Consider the following 16922-nt stretch of genomic DNA (forward strand, 5'->3'; position numbering starts at 1 on the left):
GCTTAGTGCTTGTCGCCAGCCAGCTTGTGTTCCAGGTAGTGGATGTTGATACCACCTTTGCAGAAGCCTTCATCGCGGACCAGGTCGCGGTGCAGCGGGATGTTGGTCTTGATCCCGTCGACCACGATTTCGTCCAGCGCATTGCGCATGCGCGCCAGCGCTTCGTCACGGGTTGCGCCGTAGGTGATCAGCTTGCCGATCAACGAATCGTAGTTCGGCGGAACGGCATAGCCACTGTACAGGTGCGAGTCGACGCGAACGCCGTTGCCGCCTGGAGCGTGGAAATGCTTGACCGTGCCCGGGCTTGGCATGAAGGTTTTCGGGTCTTCGGCGTTGATCCGGCATTCCAGCGCGTGACCGCGGATGACGACGTCATCCTGGGTGTACGACAGCTTGTTGCCAGCGGCGATGCTGAGCATCTCCTTGACGATGTCGATGCCGGTGACCATTTCAGTGACCGGGTGCTCAACTTGAACGCGGGTGTTCATTTCGATGAAATAGAACGCCCCGTTCTCGTACAGGAACTCGAAAGTGCCCGCGCCACGGTAATTGATGTCGATGCACGCCTTGACGCAGCGAGCGAGCACTTCCTGGCGAGCCTTCTCGTCGATGCCCGGTGCCGGCGCTTCTTCGAGAACCTTCTGGTGACGACGTTGCAGCGAGCAATCGCGGTCGCCCAGATGGATGGCGTGGCCCTGGCCGTCGGAAAGAACCTGGACTTCCACGTGGCGTGGGTTGGTCAGGAATTTTTCCAGATAGACCATCGGGTTGCCGAACGCCGCGCCAGCTTCGGAGCGGGTCAGTTTTGCCGAGGAGATCAGGTCTTCTTCTTTATGCACAACGCGCATACCGCGACCACCACCGCCGCCAGCGGCTTTGATGATCACCGGATAACCGACTTCGCGACCAATGCGCAGAGCGGTTTCTTCGTCTTCAGGCAGCGGGCCGTCGGAACCCGGAACGGTTGGAACGCCAGCAGCGATCATGGCGTGCTTGGCCGATACCTTGTCGCCCATCAGGCGGATGGTGTCGGCTTTCGGACCAATGAACGCGAAGCCGGAGTTCTCGACCTGTTCAGCAAAATCAGCGTTTTCCGCAAGGAAACCGTAGCCTGGGTGAATGGCGGTAGCGCCGGTCACTTCAGCAGCGGCGATGATTGCCGGAATGTGCAGGTAAGAGTGCGCGGCCGATGCCGGACCGATGCAAACGGATTCGTCTGCCAGGCCCAGGTGCATCAGCTCTTTGTCAGCTTTGGAGTAAACAGCGACAGTCTTGATGCCCATCTCTTTGCAGGCACGCAGAATCCGCAGGGCAATCTCACCGCGGTTGGCGATCAGAACTTTTTCCAACTTCGCAGTCATCAAAGTTTCTCCGCGGTTCAAACGATGGTGAACAGCGGTTGGTCGTACTCAACCGGCTGGCCGTCTTCGACGAGGATGGATTCGATCACACCGCTGGTTTCAGCTTCGATGTGGTTCATCATCTTCATCGCTTCAACGATGCACAGGGTGTCGCCTTTCTTCACGGTCTGGCCAACTTCAACGAAGGACGGCGAGCTTGGCGAAGATTTGCGATAGAAGGTGCCGACCATAGGCGAACGGGCAACAGTGCCGTTCAGAACTGGCGCGGCCGGAGCAGCAGGCGCGGCAGCGGCAACCGGAGCAGCAGCAACTGGCGCAGGCGCCGGAGCATGCATGGGAGCCGGTGCGTAGTACTGCTGAGCTGGAGTCTTGCTGTGGCGGCTGATACGTACGGACTCTTCGCCTTCTTTGATCTCGAGCTCGTCGATGCCGGACTCTTCCAGCAATTCGATCAGTTTCTTAACTTTACGGATATCCATGAATCATCAACTCCCAAGGGTCGGTCAGGGGCGTATAGCTTGTTGTTCAAGCTGCTCTAGGGCGGCCTCCAGGGCCAGTCGATAACCGCTGGCGCCAAGGCCGCAGATCACTCCCACCGCTACGTCGGAGAAGTAAGAGTGATGGCGGAAAGGTTCGCGTTTGTACACGTTAGACAAATGCACTTCGATGAATGGGATGCTCACCGCCAGCAACGCGTCACGTAATGCGACGCTTGTGTGTGTAAAAGCTGCTGGGTTGATCAAAATGAAGTCCACACCTTCGCCTTTCGCGGCGTGGATGCGGTCGATCAATTCGTACTCGGCGTTGCTTTGCAGGTAGAGCAGATGGTGACCGGCTTCGCGAGCATGGCGTTCCAGGTCCTGGTTGATCTGCGCCAGCGTCGTCGCGCCATAGGTGCCCGGTTCGCGGGTGCCGAGCAAGTTCAGGTTGGGTCCGTGCAGAACCAGTAAGGTTGCCATCTGCTGTTCCTTGTTATCTGTGAGCAATTGTCAGAACTCGGCGACTATGCCGCAAAGCCTTTGTGACTGTCCAGTTCTATGCAATAGCCAGCACGATGGCCGATGTTTGCGCGAAATATATGACCGTGTAATTAATTCCGGTCATTCGCCTTCTGAACACGTTCGGCGAAGTCTCACGCGGTGACCTCGTCGATGACTCGCAGATCGGCGCGCCAACAGTGGAATACTGGAAGATCTGGCTCCGGCGAGAACCCGGTCCAGGTACTGCGGAGCAACCCGGAGGCACGGGCCGGCAGGGCGAGCACAAAAAACAGCCGGCAGAGAGAGCGGCGCATGACGAACAAGCGTATCGAAGGTGAGGGCATGATAGCGGTCTCTCAGACGCGGAAGGCCTGAACGGCCGTGTGCAACCGTCCACCGAGCACCAACAGATGCTCCCCTTGCTCACGTCCTTCGCCAATCCGCAGCAGGTTATCCCCACCCAATTGATGAATTCGCTCACTGTGATCGCGGATCTCACTGACAGCACCACTTTGCTGAGCGGTGACATCGGCGATGCGCACTGCCGTGTCGGAAATGGTTTGAATCGCACCGACGATTTTATCCAGCGCACCGTCGGCTGCCTGGGCCTGGTGAGCGGTGGCTTCGGCGTGTTCGACCTGAGCGCGCATGCCCTCCACCGATTGACGCGCCGCGGTTTGCAGGCCGGCAATCAGCGTCTGAATCTCTGCCGTAGCGCCCGCCGTGCGTTGCGCCAACGAGCGGACTTCCTCGGCCACCACCGCAAACCCCCGACCCATTTCCCCTGCGCGAGCCGCTTCGATGGCGGCGTTCAGGGCCAGGAGATTGGTCTGGTCGGCAATCGAGCGGATCACGGTCAGGACACCGCCGATGGTGGCGGACTCCTCGGCCAGGTGTTCGATCATCTGCGCGTTGCCTTGCACTTCCCCGACAAGCGAATGCAGCCCGGTGAGGCTCAAGCCGATGACTTTCTGCCCGTGCGCCACCGCCAATCCGGCATGGCGGCTGGCGTCGGCAGCCTGGCTGGCATCGCCAGCGACTTGTTGGATGGTCGCTTCCAGTTCCCCCAGCGAATCGCGGATCAGCGCCGTGTCACCTGCCTGATGTTCAGCGCCACTGTGCAAATCATTGCTTAACTCGGCCAAGGTTCGACTGCTGCCGGCGACTTGTTCGGCGTTGAGGCGGATGGTTCCCACCAGGTCAACCAGGTAGGCGCGCAAGCGGTTGAGCGACAATTGAATGTCATGCAGTTCGCGGTTGGTGTTGCCCAGCTCGATGTCCCGGCTGAAGTCGCCTTCGGCCCAGGTCGACAGGGCTGGTGCCAGATTGGTCAGCGTACGCGCCAGGCGGCGCTGCAGCGTATCGATGAGCAAGGCGATCAACAGGATCAGCCCGATCATCACCCCTTGCATCAGCCGCACTTCACTCTGGATTTGCCCATGTTGTGCGCGCACCACGGGTTCCAGGCCGGCAATTGCGTGTTGTACGTCCGTGATCTTCTGGTGCGTGGCCGCGCCGAGTTCGCTGCGTTTGTGAATCTGTTCGCGGGTGCGCTCAAGCTCCGACGGATAACGGCTCAGCAAGCTGTTGAGTTCGCGTTTGAGCCCGACACCCGCATCTTCAGCCACGGCTTTCTCGGTGTTCTCCAGCCCCATCAATGCGGCGAAATCATCGGTGTTCGACTCGCTGCTGCTGGTCACGCCCAACAGTGGCAAGGCATCCAGCCGTTCAGCCTGAGTGCGGATGTTGGCGACTTCGCGTTCGACGTCGGCGGCCAGTTCACTGCGGCCGCTGCTCACCAGTTTTTCCCGTGCCAGCGACAGCTTGCCCAGGTGTTGAGAGGCGGCGAGTAGCGGCGTCAGGTAGGCCGCATTCGTGCTGGCGTACTGGCTGAGCTGGTCGAGACTGGCCCCCAGTTCGCGTTCGGCTTGCAATAGCAAGGCCTGTGGGTCGCCCGCGAGTTTTCCGGCGGCGAGCAAGTCGGTTTTGCTGAATGCCTCGAGGTTCGACAGGCTTGGACGCAAGGTGTCGGCCAACGCCGGGGGTAACTCACCGAGTTCTTTATTCAGGTCGTCGATCGCCTGGCTGGCGCTGCTGAGGCGCAGGGCATCGCCGCTGGCGAGGTAATCCTCAACGTTACGCACAACGCCATTCTGAAATTGCTGGGACAGGCCCAGGTAACGCTCCATTAATAGATAAGGGCGTTCGAGGGCTTTTTGCGACCACCACAGCGTGGCGCCAAGGGCCAGGCACACGGCGACTAAAAGGAGGGTGTTGAGATTGGTCAGCAGCTTCAGGCGCATCGCGGGACTACCAACGGCAGAATGGTAAGCGCCTGAAGTTATTGCGTTTCTGTTACAGGGTTATGACCAGTTCGCTGGATTCCGATGAAAAGATGGCACTTTGCTTTGATGCCCGCGCGGACTGCACGCGGTTGCGCCCGGCATGCTTGGCCCGGTACAGCGCCTCATCTGCCTGACTCGCCATCATCAGGCTGTCGCAGTCATCATCAAGGTCCACAACCCCGGCGCTGAACGTGCACCAAAGATCCTGCGGCTGGGCTGGGTAGTGAATCTCGGCAAAACGCTGGCGAATTTCATCGAGCACTTTATGGGCCGACTCAAGATCGGTGTCCGGCATCACGATAGCGAACTCTTCACCGCCGTAACGGCCAATGAAGTCTGTCTTGCGCAAGCGCTGCTTCAAGAACAACGCCAGGCTTTTGATCACCCGGTCGCCCATGGGGTGGCCATGGCTGTCGTTGACCCGTTTGAAATGGTCGATGTCGAGCATTGCAAAGCTCAATGGCTTGTTCTCGCGGCGGGCGCGGAAGCTGCAGTCTTCGAGCAATTGCAGGATGTGTGTGTGGTTATACAGACCGGTCAGGCTGTCGCGGACCATCCGTGCTTTCAAATTGCGCGCCCGTGCTGCGCGGTTGCGCACGGTGGTGATCAGATGGCGCGGTTTGATCGGTTTGGTCAGGAAGTCGTCGCCGCCTTCGCTCATGGCGTCGAGTTGCTTGTCCAGGTCGTCTTCGGCCGAGAGGTAAATGATGGGCACGCTGACATAACGGTCGTTGTGGCGAATCACTTTGGCCAATTCGGTGCCGGTGCAGGCGGGCATGTACATGTCGAGGATGATGAGGTCTGGCTGGAAATCGGCCAGTTCGGCCATGGCCTGAATCGGTTCGATCAGGGTGCGCGTGACGATCCCGGCGCTGTTGAGCAGGCGCTCGGTGTGCAACGCCTGGGCGCGTGAATCGTCGATGATCAGCACTTTAAAGGGTTCGTACTGGGCGACGCAGGTCAGGACTTCGATCTTCTCCAGCAGGCTCGAGGCTTCGAGGGTGCCGGTCAGAAACTCCTGGCCACCGGCACGCACGGCGGCGAGGCGGGTAGGGGTGTCGGTTTCGTTCAGGCTGAAAAACAACAACGGCAATTGATGGTCCAGGCCTTCCTGGGCCTCGGCCGCGAGTTTCAAACCGATACCGGCTCCGCAGAAATCCACGTCCATGACAATCGCCGCAGGCAATCGCTCGACCATTGAAGAGCGAAACGCCGCCACACTGTCGAGGGATTGGGCGCTGAGGCCGAAGAACTCGAGCTGTTTGGCCAGGCGCTCGGCGCGCTCATGATCCTGCAGCAGCACATAGATCGGTTTGCGCAACGGAGGCAGGAACGTTTGGTCGAGTTGATCGCCATGCCGCAAGCCGGTGCGCGACAGGCGCTGCATCAAGCGATTTAGGTCGGTGATCAAGCCGCTGCTCAGGCGTCCACGGTTGGCGTCGACAGCGTCCAGCGCCTGGCCGATGTGGCGCGCCAGATGAGTGTGTTCCGGTTGTTCGAAACGCTCGGCGAACCGTAGCAGGCGCAAGTTGGCTTCGCTCAATTCCGAGAGGTCGGTCGTGGACCACTCGCTGCGTTGCAGGCGCTGCCATATCTCAAGAATTTGACGTGCCTGATGAATTACCCGCTGGGCAAAGTGGTGCTTGAGGCGCTCACGGCTGGGGTCTTCTGGCTCGGTCATATCCTGACTACTAGTTAGGGTGCATGCTGAGATCGACTGGTGGCTCTATGCTAGCATCTCTTTTCATTTGGATGAGTGTCGTGCATCAATAATCTGGAAAGTGGCTCTATTCAGTTTATGACTGGTTGGTCGGATGCAATCGGGGCAGGCGTAATACCTGTAGCAGCTGGCGAAGCCTGCGTCCGGTTGCGGCGTGGCGAGGGGGTTTATCCCCGTTGGGTCGCGCAGCGGCCCCAAATCTTTACGACTGCTGCGCAGCCGAACGGGGATAAATCCCCTCACCACCGGCTTCGCCAGCTGCTACAGGGTGCTTTGTTCTGGATGAGAGCGTACGAGAGGTATGCTTCGCTTGCTCCAACAAGGTGTGCGCTTCATTTATAGTGGCGGCTCGATCAGATTCTGCGCGGCAAACGAGGCACGATGGCGTAGGGTTGTGGTCGAACCGATGAACTCAAGTGATTGAAAGGATATCGCCATGCTGGACTGGAAGAACCGCGCGGGCAGTGCGCCTGAACGTGCCGCTGAACCTAAATCGGCTGCCCGCAGCTATATCGGTGGCCTGCTGTTCAGCCGGGCGCTGGCCACTCTGATCGCCATCTACCTGATTGTGACGATTGCCCTTGGCTGGTACTGGAGCCAGGAGCCGGCGCTGTTTCCGGTTCAACAAAATGCCCAGGTCGCTGCCGAGAAAGAAGGCAAGCAGATGGTGATCGGCTACACCACGGTTGAAACCCTTAAAACCGTTGCCGGGACCCTGCTGAACAAACCGGGCGGCTACATTTCCAACGATCGTTTCCCGCCAGGCCTGTGGATGGACAACACGCCAAGCTGGGAATATGGCGTGCTGGTACAGGTCCGCGATCTGACGCGCGCCTTGCGTAAAGACTTCGCCCGTTCGCAATCGCAGTCGGCGGAAGACTCTGATCTGGCCAAGGCCGAGCCGCGTTTCAACTTTGACAATAAAAGCTGGGTGCTGCCCTCCAGTGAATCCGAGTATCAGGAAGGCATCAATTCCCTGAGCCGTTACCAGGCTCGCCTGTCCGATCCTTCGCAGAAAAACGCACTGTTCTACGCCCGTGCCGACAACCTGAACAACTGGTTGGGCGATGTGGGCACCCGCCTGGGTTCGCTGTCGCAACGCCTGTCGGCCAGCGTTGGCCGGGTCAAGCTGAACACGGCGTTGAAAACTGAAGTCGTGGCGCCGGGTCAGGTGCCGCAGGTCGACGAAGAAATCGTCGAAACCCCGTGGATGCAGATCGACAACGTGTTCTACGAAGCTCGCGGCCAGGCCTGGGCCTTGTCTCACCTGTTGCGCGCTATCGAAGTCGACTTCGCTGACGTACTGGCCAAGAAGAATGCCACCGTGAGCGTGCGTCAGATCATTCGTGAACTGGAAGCGTCGCAAGAACCGGTCTGGAGCCCGATGATCCTCAACGGTAGCGGCTTCGGTGTGCTGGCCAACCACTCGCTGGTCATGGCCAACTACATTTCCCGAGCCAACGCTGCGGTGATCGATTTGCGTCAATTGCTCAATCAGGGCTGAGTCATGTCCGACAGCGACAAAGAGGCCGCCCACCGCGTGGCCTCGGATGCCGAACAGATCGCCTGGGTCGACGAGCAGGATAATCTGCTCGGCGCCCTGGTCCGTTCCGATTTGCGCGAACGCGAGCTGATTGGACGCGGCACCTACATCATGCTGTTCAACTCCGCCGGTGAGCTCTGCGTGCACCGGCGCACCCTGAGCAAAGCGATCTACCCGGGTTATTGGGACGTCGCGGCGGGGGGCATGGTGCTCGCCACTGAAACCTACGCCGAGTCGGCGGCCCGTGAGCTGGAAGAAGAGCTGGGCGTAAGCGGCGTGGAGCTGGTCGCTCACGATCACTTTTTTTTCGAAGACACGGGGAATCGCCTCTGGTGTTCAGCGTTTTCGGCGGTGTGGGATGGCCCATTGATCCTGCAACCGGAGGAAGTGCTCGAAGCGCGCTTTATCCCTGTCGATCAGGTCATGCTCGAAATAGAGCAAAAGCCTTATTGCCCGGACTCTCTGGCTGCATTGAAGCGCTATCTGAGAGCCCGCGGCGATGACGTCGCATAAGAGGCATAAATTGGCGCCGATTGGCTCTTAGCAAGCCGGCTTTTTGTCGTTACACTGCGCGACCTTTTGCAGGAGCGAGCCTGCTCGCGAAAAACGCAAGGACGACGTGTGCTGCCTGATGCCGCGCGTTATCGTTGACGTCCATCGCGAGCAGGCTCGCTCCTACAGCGAAATGCTTGTTTTTCCGTTTCAGTAGCGCTGCCCCTGCCTGAGTGGGGCTTCGCGGTCGATGGCACCCAAGTGCCGCGGCCAGTCTTTGTCCTCCCAAGAGGATTGCCGGTGGCCAAAAAAGCCGCTTCCTTCGCCGCCCTTGGTGGCCTGGTATTTTCCACCGACGCAGGTCGTCATTGCCCGGATTGCAGTAAACCGGTGGATGCCTGCATCTGCAAACAGACCGTTATCCCGGCTGGCGACGGCATTGCTCGCGTGCGCCGCGAAAGCAAGGGCCGTGGCGGCAAGACGGTGACGACCATCACCGGCGTGCCATTGGCTGAAGATGCGCTCAAGGACCTTGCCACTGCGTTGAAGAAACGTTGCGGCACGGGTGGAGCGTTGAAAGACGGGATCATCGAAATCCAGGGCGATCATGTCGAGCTACTCTTGGCCGAGCTGATCAAACTCGGTTTCAAAGCGAAGAAGTCCGGCGGCTAGCAGCCTCTGTGAAAACCACCCTCGGCTTGATCCGGTCCTCACAGCAGGTCTGGTGTCGCCCACATGGTTTTCACAGAGCCTGTTCTGACCGGTTTCTAAACTCACTGCGGTCAGCGAGGTCTATCCCTCGTTGACGAACCGTCATTTTCATTCTTTAGACTGCGCCGGCCTGAACCCAGGCGACGCTCTATGACTTCTTTATAGGGGACTTCAATGTCCGTACGACGCACACGCAAAGACGATGGCAGCCAATGGACAGTTGCGGACAGCCGCAGTGTTTACGGGATTCGCCATTGGGGGGCCGGGTATTTCGCGATCAATGACGCCGGTCGCGTCGAAGTTCGTCCGAACGGTCCGACCAGTTCGCCTATCGACCTGTTCGAGCAAGTCGACCAGCTGCGCAAGAGCGGCTTGTCCTTGCCATTGCTCGTACGTTTCCCGGATATCCTGCAAGACCGCGTGCGTCAGCTGACCGGCGCATTCGATGCGAACATCGAGCGTCTGGAATACCAGAGCAAGTACACCGCGCTGTACCCGATCAAGGTTAACCAGCAGGAAGCGGTGATCGAGAACATCATCGCTACCCAGGACGTGTCCATCGGCCTGGAAGCTGGCTCCAAGCCTGAGCTGCTGGCCGTACTGGCGTTGGCACCGAAGGGCGGCACCATCGTCTGCAACGGGTACAAGGACCGTGAGTTCATTCGCCTGGCGCTGATGGGCCAAAAGCTCGGTCACAACGTCTTCATCGTGATCGAAAAAGAATCCGAAGTTGAACTGGTGATCGAAGAGGCCGCCTCGCTGAAGGTCAAGCCTCAGGTCGGTCTGCGCGTGCGCCTGTCGTCCCTGGCATCGAGCAAATGGGCTGACACCGGTGGCGAGAAATCCAAATTCGGTCTGTCGGCGGCGCAGCTGCTGTCGGTGGTCGAGCGTTTCCGTGCCGCTGGCCTGGACCAGGGCATTCGCCTGCTGCACTTCCACATGGGTTCGCAAATCGCCAACCTGGCGGACTACCAGCACGGTTTCAAGGAAGCGATTCGTTACTACGGCGAGCTGCGTAACCTGGGCCTGCCGGTCGATCACATCGACGTCGGTGGCGGTTTGGGTGTCGACTACGACGGTACCCACTCGCGCAACGCCAGTTCGATCAACTACGACATGGACGATTACGCCGGTGTTGTGGTCGGGATGCTCAAGGAATTCTGCGACGCGCAGAGCCTGCCGCACCCGAACATTTTCTCCGAAAGCGGCCGTTCCCTGACCGCTCACCACGCCATGCTGGTGGTGCAGGTCACCGACGTCGAGAAGCACAACGACGACGTGCCACAGATCGAGAACAAGGAAGCGCTGCCGGAAACCGTGCAGTGGCTGGTTGACCTGCTGGGTCCGACCGACATCGAGATGGTCACCGAAACCTACTGGCGCGCGACGCACTACATGAGCGACGTGGCCACCCAGTACGCCGATGGCAAGCTGACCCTGGCCGAGAAAGCCCTGGCCGAGCAATGCTACTTCGCCGTGTGCCGTCGCCTGCACAACTCGTTGAAAGCCCGTCAGCGCTCGCACCGTCAGGTGCTCGACGAACTCAACGACAAGCTGGCCGACAAGTACATCTGCAACTTCTCGGTATTCCAGAGCCTGCCGGACACGTGGGCCATCGGCCAGGTTCTGCCGATCCTGCCGCTGCACCGTCTCGACGAAGAGCCGCTGCGCCGTGCGGTATTGCAGGACCTGACCTGCGACTCCGATGGCAAGATCAAGCAATACGTCGACGAGCAGAGCATCGAGACCAGCCTGCCAGTGCACGCGCTGAACGAAGGTGAAGACTACTTGCTGGGGATCTTCCTGGTGGGTGCCTACCAGGAAATTCTCGGTGACATGCACAACCTGTTCGGTGACACCGACTCGGTGAACATCTACCAGAATGCCGACGGCAGCGTGTACCACGCGGGTATCGAAACCCACGACACCATCGAAGACATGCTGCGCTACGTGCACCTGTCGCCCGAAGAGCTGATGACCCACTACCGCGACAAATGCGCCAGTGCGCGCATCACTGCGGCAGAGCGTACCCAGTTCCTCGATGCACTGCGTCTGGGCCTGACCCGCTCCTCTTACCTGTCTTCTTGAGGTAAGTCTGCGTTTCACCTGGCTGTCTGAAAATTTCCCGCGTGCTGCGGGAAACTTCAGACCGCCTGGTGCGACGTTTCTTTTTTACCTGCTGAAAAATCCTGCTTTGTGGCGATTAAAACCCTATCGTCCTCTTTTCGCGTAGGTCATTTCCTAAGTTGTAATTCGGCACTCTACTCGGCCATGTCTCTCAGCGAGAATCCTCGGCCGCCCCCTCTTGTAGAGAATCGCCGATGTTCAATCCAGTCAACGAACGTTCATTTCGTCTGGATGTAGCAGGCCTGCACCACCCCCTTGAAGTCCTGTCTTTTACCGGTCGAGAAGCCATCAGCGAGCCTTTTGTGTTCGACGTGGAACTGCGGGTAGATGACCCGGCGCTGGACCTTGCCAGCCTCCTGTACCGCTCGGTTTTTTTGAATTTTGGTTTAGCGGGAAACGGTATTCACGGACAACTGCATGAACTGGTTCGGCAGGAACATGGCTCGACGCCCTGGCGCTGTCGGGTGCGTCTGGGGCCGCGGCTCGGTTGTTTGTCCCAGCGCTACAGCCAGCGAGTGTTCAGTGCCAGTTCGGTACCGCAAATCCTTAGCCAGGTGCTTCGCGAGCACGGTATTACCGACGAGGATCGGCGTTTCGAGTTGAGTGGTGATTATCCGTTGCGTGATTTTTGTACGCAGTACGAGGAGTCGGACCTGCAGTTTCTTCAGCGACTCTGCGCCGAAGCGGGACTTCACTATTACTTCGAGCATCGCCCGCGTGGGCACTGCCTGGTTTTTGGTGATGCTCAGGGCCGCTTTCCACTGGGTGGGCGTGAAATGTTCCAGGCGGCGGGCGAGCAACCGGCGGTGCGCCAGTTCGGACGTGAAGAGGGCCAGGCCTTTCAGTCTGATGCCTACGGTCGTACGGATGTGGTGACGTTGCGCAGTGGCCAATTGATGCAGCTGTGCGGTCACCCGATCACGCAGTGGAATCAACTCTGGCTGTTGACCTGTATTGAACATCAATGGAGTCGTGAGCGGATGACTCTCTACAGCAACCAGATCCACGCCGTTGACTGCGAGCAGACCCTCGTCTTGGCCAAACCGACCGTGAAGCCACGGATGCACAGCCTCCAGCGGGCCTGGGTAGTCGATGTCGATGAGGTGCAGCCCGATGCATCCCGGTCAGTGGCCGTGCAGTTTGACTGGCTGTATGAGGGCGAAGGTGCGATGCCCAGTCACTGCTGGCTGCCCTTGGCCGAGGACCTGTGTTCCTCATCGGCAGCGCTGTTGCCCGAAGGGGCCGAAGTGGTGGTGAGCTTTATCGAGGGTGATCCGGATCAGCCGGTCATCGCGGGGTTTCTCCAGGCGCCTGCGCCCGCGGAGCAAGCGCTTGAGCCCGAACAGGAAGCCGGAACGGTCGAAGATTTAGCGTCACGGCTGGCCTCGGGAGAGCCTTTGATTCTGCTGTGCCTGCTGCCCGGCGGCGGCAGTTTCCATCATTGTGCGCAGACCCTGTGCACCTGTCGGGTCGTAATGGGGTCAGGCCCGGGCAGCGCCGCATGAGTGGCGCATTGGCGCGATGGCTGTTGTTCGACGGAACCGGTGCACCGCAGATGAGTGCAACGCTGCACAGCTCATTCGCCCATGTGCGGCGTGTCTGGTTATTCGAAGGCACGGAACTGCATGCGTTGCGTGAGCAGGGCCCCGTCCTGATTGACCTCGCTGACTGTCCCCGGCTGGCTGAGTCATGCCACAGCGAAACGCACCTATGGCCAGGCTTGTTGCTGTTCAGTGAGGCTTCGGCTGCGCAGTTGCTCGCTCATCTGCGGCGGATGCTCACGGTGTCGATCGGTCTGCACCATCGAGCCCTGTTGAGTTACTACAACCCGTACACCGCAAGTTATTTTTTCGATGCCTGCGATGCCCGTGAGTTGAGTTGCTGGCTGGGACCGGTTCGCCAGTTGCGCTGGTTTGGCGGGACGTGGGCCGACCGGGCGATAGGCAGTCAGGGCTGGCAACAACTGAGCAATCCCGGGCTAGTCGTCAGCCCGCTGGGCAATCAGGAAAACCTCAGCCCGCGCCAGCTGGAGAAGCTGCAAACCTGTTTGCTGGAGCAGCACACCTGGCACTGGTGTCAATCAACGGGCACCGATTATCACCACCTGTGGTCCCATGTTGAGGAAGGCCTTGCGCTGGGTTTCAGCGAGCGCCCGGTACTCGATGACTGGTTGTGGCTACGCTTGCAATACCCGCACGCTTTACTGGCACAGCCGCTGCCGGGACTGACCCCGCAGGAGCGTCTCGAATGCCTGCGTTACCTGTGGCAGAACGACAAACTCTGAACCCGAGGTTCACCTTGATGGCGAGCAAGATTCGACGATTGTTCAACCTGGCCATCGGTGCAATGTTACTGGTGGGGGCGACCGCCTGTTCACCGCTGAAGATGCTCAATGCCCTGACTCCTGACGGTACCTTCGACAAGACCGAAGGCATTGCCTATGGCAGTGATCCCCGGCAAAAACTCGACGTGTATGTGCCACGCCACCCCATGGAAAACGCGCCGGTGGTGGTGTTTTTCTATGGCGGCAGCTGGAACAGCGGTTCACGGGCCGATTACAGTTTCGTCGGGGAAGCTCTGGCATCGCGGGGGATTGTGGCCGTGCTGGCGGATTATCGCCTGTACCCGCAGGTGCGCTATCCGGCGTTTCTCGAAGATGGCGCGAAGGCCGTCGCCTGGACGCATGAACACATCCGGGAATATTCCGGCAATCCGCAGCGGTTGTACTTGATGGGCCACAGTTCTGGCGCCTACAACGTATCGATGCTGGCGCTGGACCCGACGTTGCTGGAGGAGGTGGGATTGTCGCCGCACAACATCAGCGGCTGGATTGGTCTGGCGGGGCCGTACGATTTTCTTCCCATCGAAAATCCTGACGTGCGCCCGGTGTTCTTTTGGCCGAACTCGCCACCCCAATCACAACCCATCAATCACGTCAGCCGCGGCGCGCCGCCAGCCTTGCTGATGGCTTCACGCGACGACGAGCTGGTCAACCCGACCCGTAACACCGGCGGCCTGGCGTTGAAATTACGTGAAGCCGGGGTCCCCGTTCAGGACCTGTATTTTGCGCGCACCGGTCATGCCACGCTGGTGGCGACCCTGTCACGACCGATGCGTGGACTGGCGCCGGTGCTGGATGAGGTCGCAGGCTTTATCAGAGCGACGCCGACTCAGTGAGTTTTACCCGCGAACCAGCCATCGTCCTTGCGTAAATACCAGGCAAACGCGGCAAGCGTCAGGCTGCGCAGCAACATGAACAACAGGAACGTTATCCACAGGCCATGGTTGCCCAAGCCTTGCAGCGCCCAGGCAAATGGCAGCAGCAACACGACCGTCAACAGCATCCCGTTGCGCATTTCCCGGGCGCGCGTAGCCCCGATGAATAACCCGTCGAGCAAGTAGCTCCACACGGCAATCAATGGCAACGCGGCCAGGTAGGGCAGGTAGATGAACGCTGTGTCGCGCACGCTTTGAATATCGGTCTGCATTTCGATGAACAAATGCCCGGCGAACAGGAACAGCACGGCAAAGCCCAGACTCGCCAGCAACGACCAGCCGCAGGCCACCACCAAGGAGCGGCGCAACGCATCCCGATCCCGAGCACCAATGGCATGCCCGCACAGGGCTTCCACGGCGTGCGCCAAGCCATCGAGCGCGTGGGCCGTCAACAGCAAGCCATTGAGCAGCAGCGCGTTGGCAGCCACCGTGGCATCGCCCAATCGAGCGCCCTGCACGGTGATCAGGAAAAACACCGATTGCAGTGCCAGGCTGCGAATGAAAATGTCGCGGTTGACCGCCAGCAGTGGCCGCCAGCTCTGCCAGATCGCCAGCGCGGCCCAGGCAATGTGACCGGGGTAGGCGCGCAAGGCTTTGCGGGTCAGCAGCAGACCGATGAGCGCGCCTGTCCACTCGGCGATCACCGACGCCCGAGCAGCACCGACCACCCCCCATTCCAGTCCCAACACGAACCACAGGTTCAAGGCGATGTTGACCAGGTTGGTGCTCAGCAGAATCGCCAGCGGCGCCCGGGCATTCTGCGTACCCAGGAACCAGCCGACCAGTGCATAACTGGCCAGCGCCGCCGGGAGACCGAATAGCCGGGTGTGGAAGAACTCGCGAGTCAGTTGATCAAGCTCCGCCGAGGGCTGCATGAAATGCAGCGCGACTCCGCTCAACGGCACGCCCGCTGCACCCAGAACAATTGCCAGTCCCATGGCCAGCAACAGACCCTGCAATAGAATCTGCCGCAACGCTGCGCCATCGCCTCGCCCGGCGGCCTGTGCCGCGAACCCGGTGGTGCCCATACGCAGGAAGCCCATGCCCCACGCGAGAAAGGTATACAGACTGGCCCCGACTGCCACCGCGCCCAGTTGATGGGCATGGGGCAAGTGGCCGATGACAGTGCTGTCGACCAGCGCCACCAGCGGTACGGAAATGTTCGAGAGAATCATCGGGGCGGCCAGCGCCCAGACCCGACGATGGGTCGGGCGGTCGCGCCAGTCAGTGATCAGGTTGGACATGCAGGCTCCTTGGGGGAGCGGGCATTGTAGCGACACATTTGGAATCTACAGCGATCCATTTGTGGGCGCTTGGCTCCCACAGGGGAGAAGGGCAGGGGGTTAGTGGATTATCCAGCTCAATAACCAAAGCCCCAGCAGCAACCAGATGATCCCCATGATGATCGACGCATTCATGAACGCCCGAATGGCTGACCACAGCAGCATCAGGCCAAGAATCAAGGCAATGATGCTGATGATCGAGGTGTCCATTCCCAGCGCCCGGGAAAGCCCTTCGACGAAGTTGGCGCCAGCATGGCTCAACAGGTTGAACAGACCACTGAGGCCGTCAACGATAAAACGGATAACCGAGCCGAGTGCCTGGCCGAGCCATTCGAAAAAGCTTTCTACCTGCATGTCGTTAACGTCCTGATGTAAGTGGTTGAGGGTTGGGCCATGAATCGCGGCGTAGGAGCTGCCGAAGGCTGCGATCTTTTGATCTTGATCTTTATCTTCATCGTTCAACAGATCAAAAGATCGCAGCCTTCGGCAGCTCCTACAAGTGATGCGACTTTTGATTATGGGGCAAAGTTCTGCGTCGCATCGATACACTTGCCATCGCTCGCCATCCCCACGAAGCTATACGCCTTCAGGAGAGCCCGATGAACCTTGTTGAACTGACCCAACGCCTGCACGCCATCCGTGATCGCAATGACTGGCGGCAATTTCACAGCCCCAAGAACCTGGCCATGGCCGCCAGCGTTGAAATGTCCGAGCTGGTGGAGATTTTCCAGTGGCTGACCGAGGACCAGTCCCGCCAGTTACCAGCGGACAAGCTCGCCCACGCCGGGCAGGAAGTGGGCGACATCGTGCTTTATCTATTGCTGTTGTGCAGTGAGTTGGGGTTGGACATGAATGAAGTGGTACGCAGCAAACTCGCGGACAGCGAACGGCGGTTCAGCTGATGAGCGACCGTCATTTCGATCAGTTGGCGACGCGTTTCGCTGAAAAAATCTATGGCGGCGCCAAGGGCGCGATCCGCCTCGCCGTGCTGCAGGCGGACCTCGCTGAAACCCTGCCGGACCGCCCCTTGCGCGTTCTCGACATCGGCGCTGGCCTGGGCCACATGTCGTTGTGGCTGGCCCAG

The 16922-nt window shown here is 59.6% G+C and carries 15 protein-coding genes and 1 pseudogene; 9 read left to right on the top strand and 7 right to left on the bottom strand.

Features of this window, described 5'->3' with window-relative positions; all coding sequences use genetic code 11:
• Nucleotides 1–2: 2 nt before the first annotated feature.
• The 5 genes from accC to GBC55_RS20815 all read right to left on the bottom strand — a co-directional run bounded on the left by accC (nucleotide 3) and on the right by GBC55_RS20815 (nucleotide 6367).
• Nucleotides 3–1361 carry an acetyl-CoA carboxylase biotin carboxylase subunit gene (accC, locus tag GBC55_RS20795; RefSeq protein WP_162439129.1) on the bottom strand — a complete coding sequence of 453 codons (1359 nt, stop codon included), beginning with the start codon at nucleotides 1359–1361 and terminating at the stop codon, nucleotides 3–5.
• A gap of 17 nt (nucleotides 1362–1378) precedes the next feature.
• Nucleotides 1379–1840, bottom strand: a complete 462-nt coding sequence (gene accB / locus GBC55_RS20800) for an acetyl-CoA carboxylase biotin carboxyl carrier protein (protein WP_054044024.1) — start codon at nucleotides 1838–1840, stop codon at nucleotides 1379–1381.
• A 24-nt stretch (nucleotides 1841–1864) separates the two neighbouring features.
• Complete coding sequence (gene aroQ, locus GBC55_RS20805) at nucleotides 1865–2320, bottom strand: type II 3-dehydroquinate dehydratase (protein WP_162439128.1); 456 nt, start codon at nucleotides 2318–2320, stop codon at nucleotides 1865–1867.
• Between the two features lie 377 nt (nucleotides 2321–2697).
• The gene (locus tag GBC55_RS20810; protein WP_162439127.1) at nucleotides 2698–4644 is read right to left on the bottom strand and encodes a methyl-accepting chemotaxis protein; all 1947 of its coding nucleotides are present in this window, start codon (nucleotides 4642–4644) and stop codon (nucleotides 2698–2700) included.
• 52 nt (nucleotides 4645–4696) lie between these two features.
• Nucleotides 4697–6367 (bottom strand): PleD family two-component system response regulator, encoded by a 1671-nt coding sequence (locus GBC55_RS20815; RefSeq protein ID WP_162439126.1) that lies wholly within the window; start codon nucleotides 6365–6367, stop codon nucleotides 4697–4699.
• Between the two features lie 475 nt (nucleotides 6368–6842).
• On the opposite strand from GBC55_RS20815, the gene GBC55_RS20820 reads away from it, so the two are divergent.
• The 7 genes from GBC55_RS20820 (at nucleotide 6843) to GBC55_RS20850 (ending at nucleotide 14456) form a co-directional block, all read left to right on the top strand.
• Nucleotides 6843–7910, top strand: coding sequence for a DUF2333 family protein (locus GBC55_RS20820; RefSeq protein ID WP_162439125.1), 1068 nt, complete (start codon nucleotides 6843–6845; stop codon nucleotides 7908–7910).
• A gap of 3 nt (nucleotides 7911–7913) precedes the next feature.
• A complete protein-coding gene (locus tag GBC55_RS20825; protein ID WP_162439124.1) occupies nucleotides 7914–8462 on the top strand; it encodes an NUDIX hydrolase in 549 nt (182 codons plus the stop codon).
• Between the two features lie 279 nt (nucleotides 8463–8741).
• Nucleotides 8742–9113, top strand: coding sequence for a translation initiation factor Sui1 (locus GBC55_RS20830; RefSeq protein ID WP_162439123.1), 372 nt, complete (start codon nucleotides 8742–8744; stop codon nucleotides 9111–9113).
• A 213-nt stretch (nucleotides 9114–9326) separates the two neighbouring features.
• On the top strand, nucleotides 9327–11240 hold the full coding sequence (gene speA / locus GBC55_RS20835) for an arginine decarboxylase (protein WP_059405726.1): 1914 nt from the start codon (nucleotides 9327–9329) through the stop codon (nucleotides 11238–11240).
• 233 nt (nucleotides 11241–11473) lie between these two features.
• The gene (locus GBC55_RS20840; protein ID WP_162439122.1) at nucleotides 11474–12784 is read left to right on the top strand and encodes a contractile injection system protein, VgrG/Pvc8 family; all 1311 of its coding nucleotides are present in this window, start codon (nucleotides 11474–11476) and stop codon (nucleotides 12782–12784) included.
• Nucleotides 12781–13563, top strand: a complete 783-nt coding sequence (locus GBC55_RS20845; protein WP_162439121.1) for a DUF4123 domain-containing protein — start codon at nucleotides 12781–12783, stop codon at nucleotides 13561–13563. The genes GBC55_RS20840 and GBC55_RS20845 overlap by 4 nt, the downstream gene beginning before the upstream one ends.
• A 17-nt stretch (nucleotides 13564–13580) precedes the next feature.
• Nucleotides 13581–14456: an alpha/beta hydrolase gene (locus tag GBC55_RS20850; protein ID WP_162439169.1), complete on the top strand. Its 876-nt coding sequence runs from the start codon at nucleotides 13581–13583 to the stop codon at nucleotides 14454–14456.
• Here GBC55_RS20850 and GBC55_RS20855 read toward each other — a convergent pair.
• Together GBC55_RS20855 and GBC55_RS20860 are read right to left on the bottom strand one after the other, a co-directional pair.
• Nucleotides 14450–15799, bottom strand: a complete 1350-nt coding sequence (locus GBC55_RS20855; RefSeq protein ID WP_162439120.1) for an MATE family efflux transporter — start codon at nucleotides 15797–15799, stop codon at nucleotides 14450–14452. The two genes, GBC55_RS20850 and GBC55_RS20855, sit on opposite strands and share 7 nt — an antisense overlap.
• Nucleotides 15800–15898: 99 nt before the next feature.
• Entirely contained in the window at nucleotides 15899–16192 is a 294-nt protein-coding gene (locus tag GBC55_RS20860) for a hypothetical protein (protein ID WP_162439119.1), read from the bottom strand.
• Nucleotides 16193–16437: 245 nt separating this feature from the next.
• On the opposite strand from GBC55_RS20860, the gene GBC55_RS20865 reads away from it, so the two are divergent.
• Together GBC55_RS20865 and GBC55_RS20870 are read left to right on the top strand one after the other, a co-directional pair.
• Nucleotides 16438–16740: a MazG-like family protein gene (locus GBC55_RS20865; protein WP_162439118.1), complete on the top strand. Its 303-nt coding sequence runs from the start codon at nucleotides 16438–16440 to the stop codon at nucleotides 16738–16740.
• Nucleotides 16740–16922: pseudogene (locus GBC55_RS20870) on the top strand (SAM-dependent methyltransferase); the annotation flags it as partial. The gene GBC55_RS20865 and the pseudogene GBC55_RS20870, both read left to right, overlap by 1 nt.

The sequence above is a fragment of the Pseudomonas sp. TNT3 genome (assembly GCF_010095445.2).
Lineage (GTDB): Bacteria > Pseudomonadota > Gammaproteobacteria > Pseudomonadales > Pseudomonadaceae > Aquipseudomonas.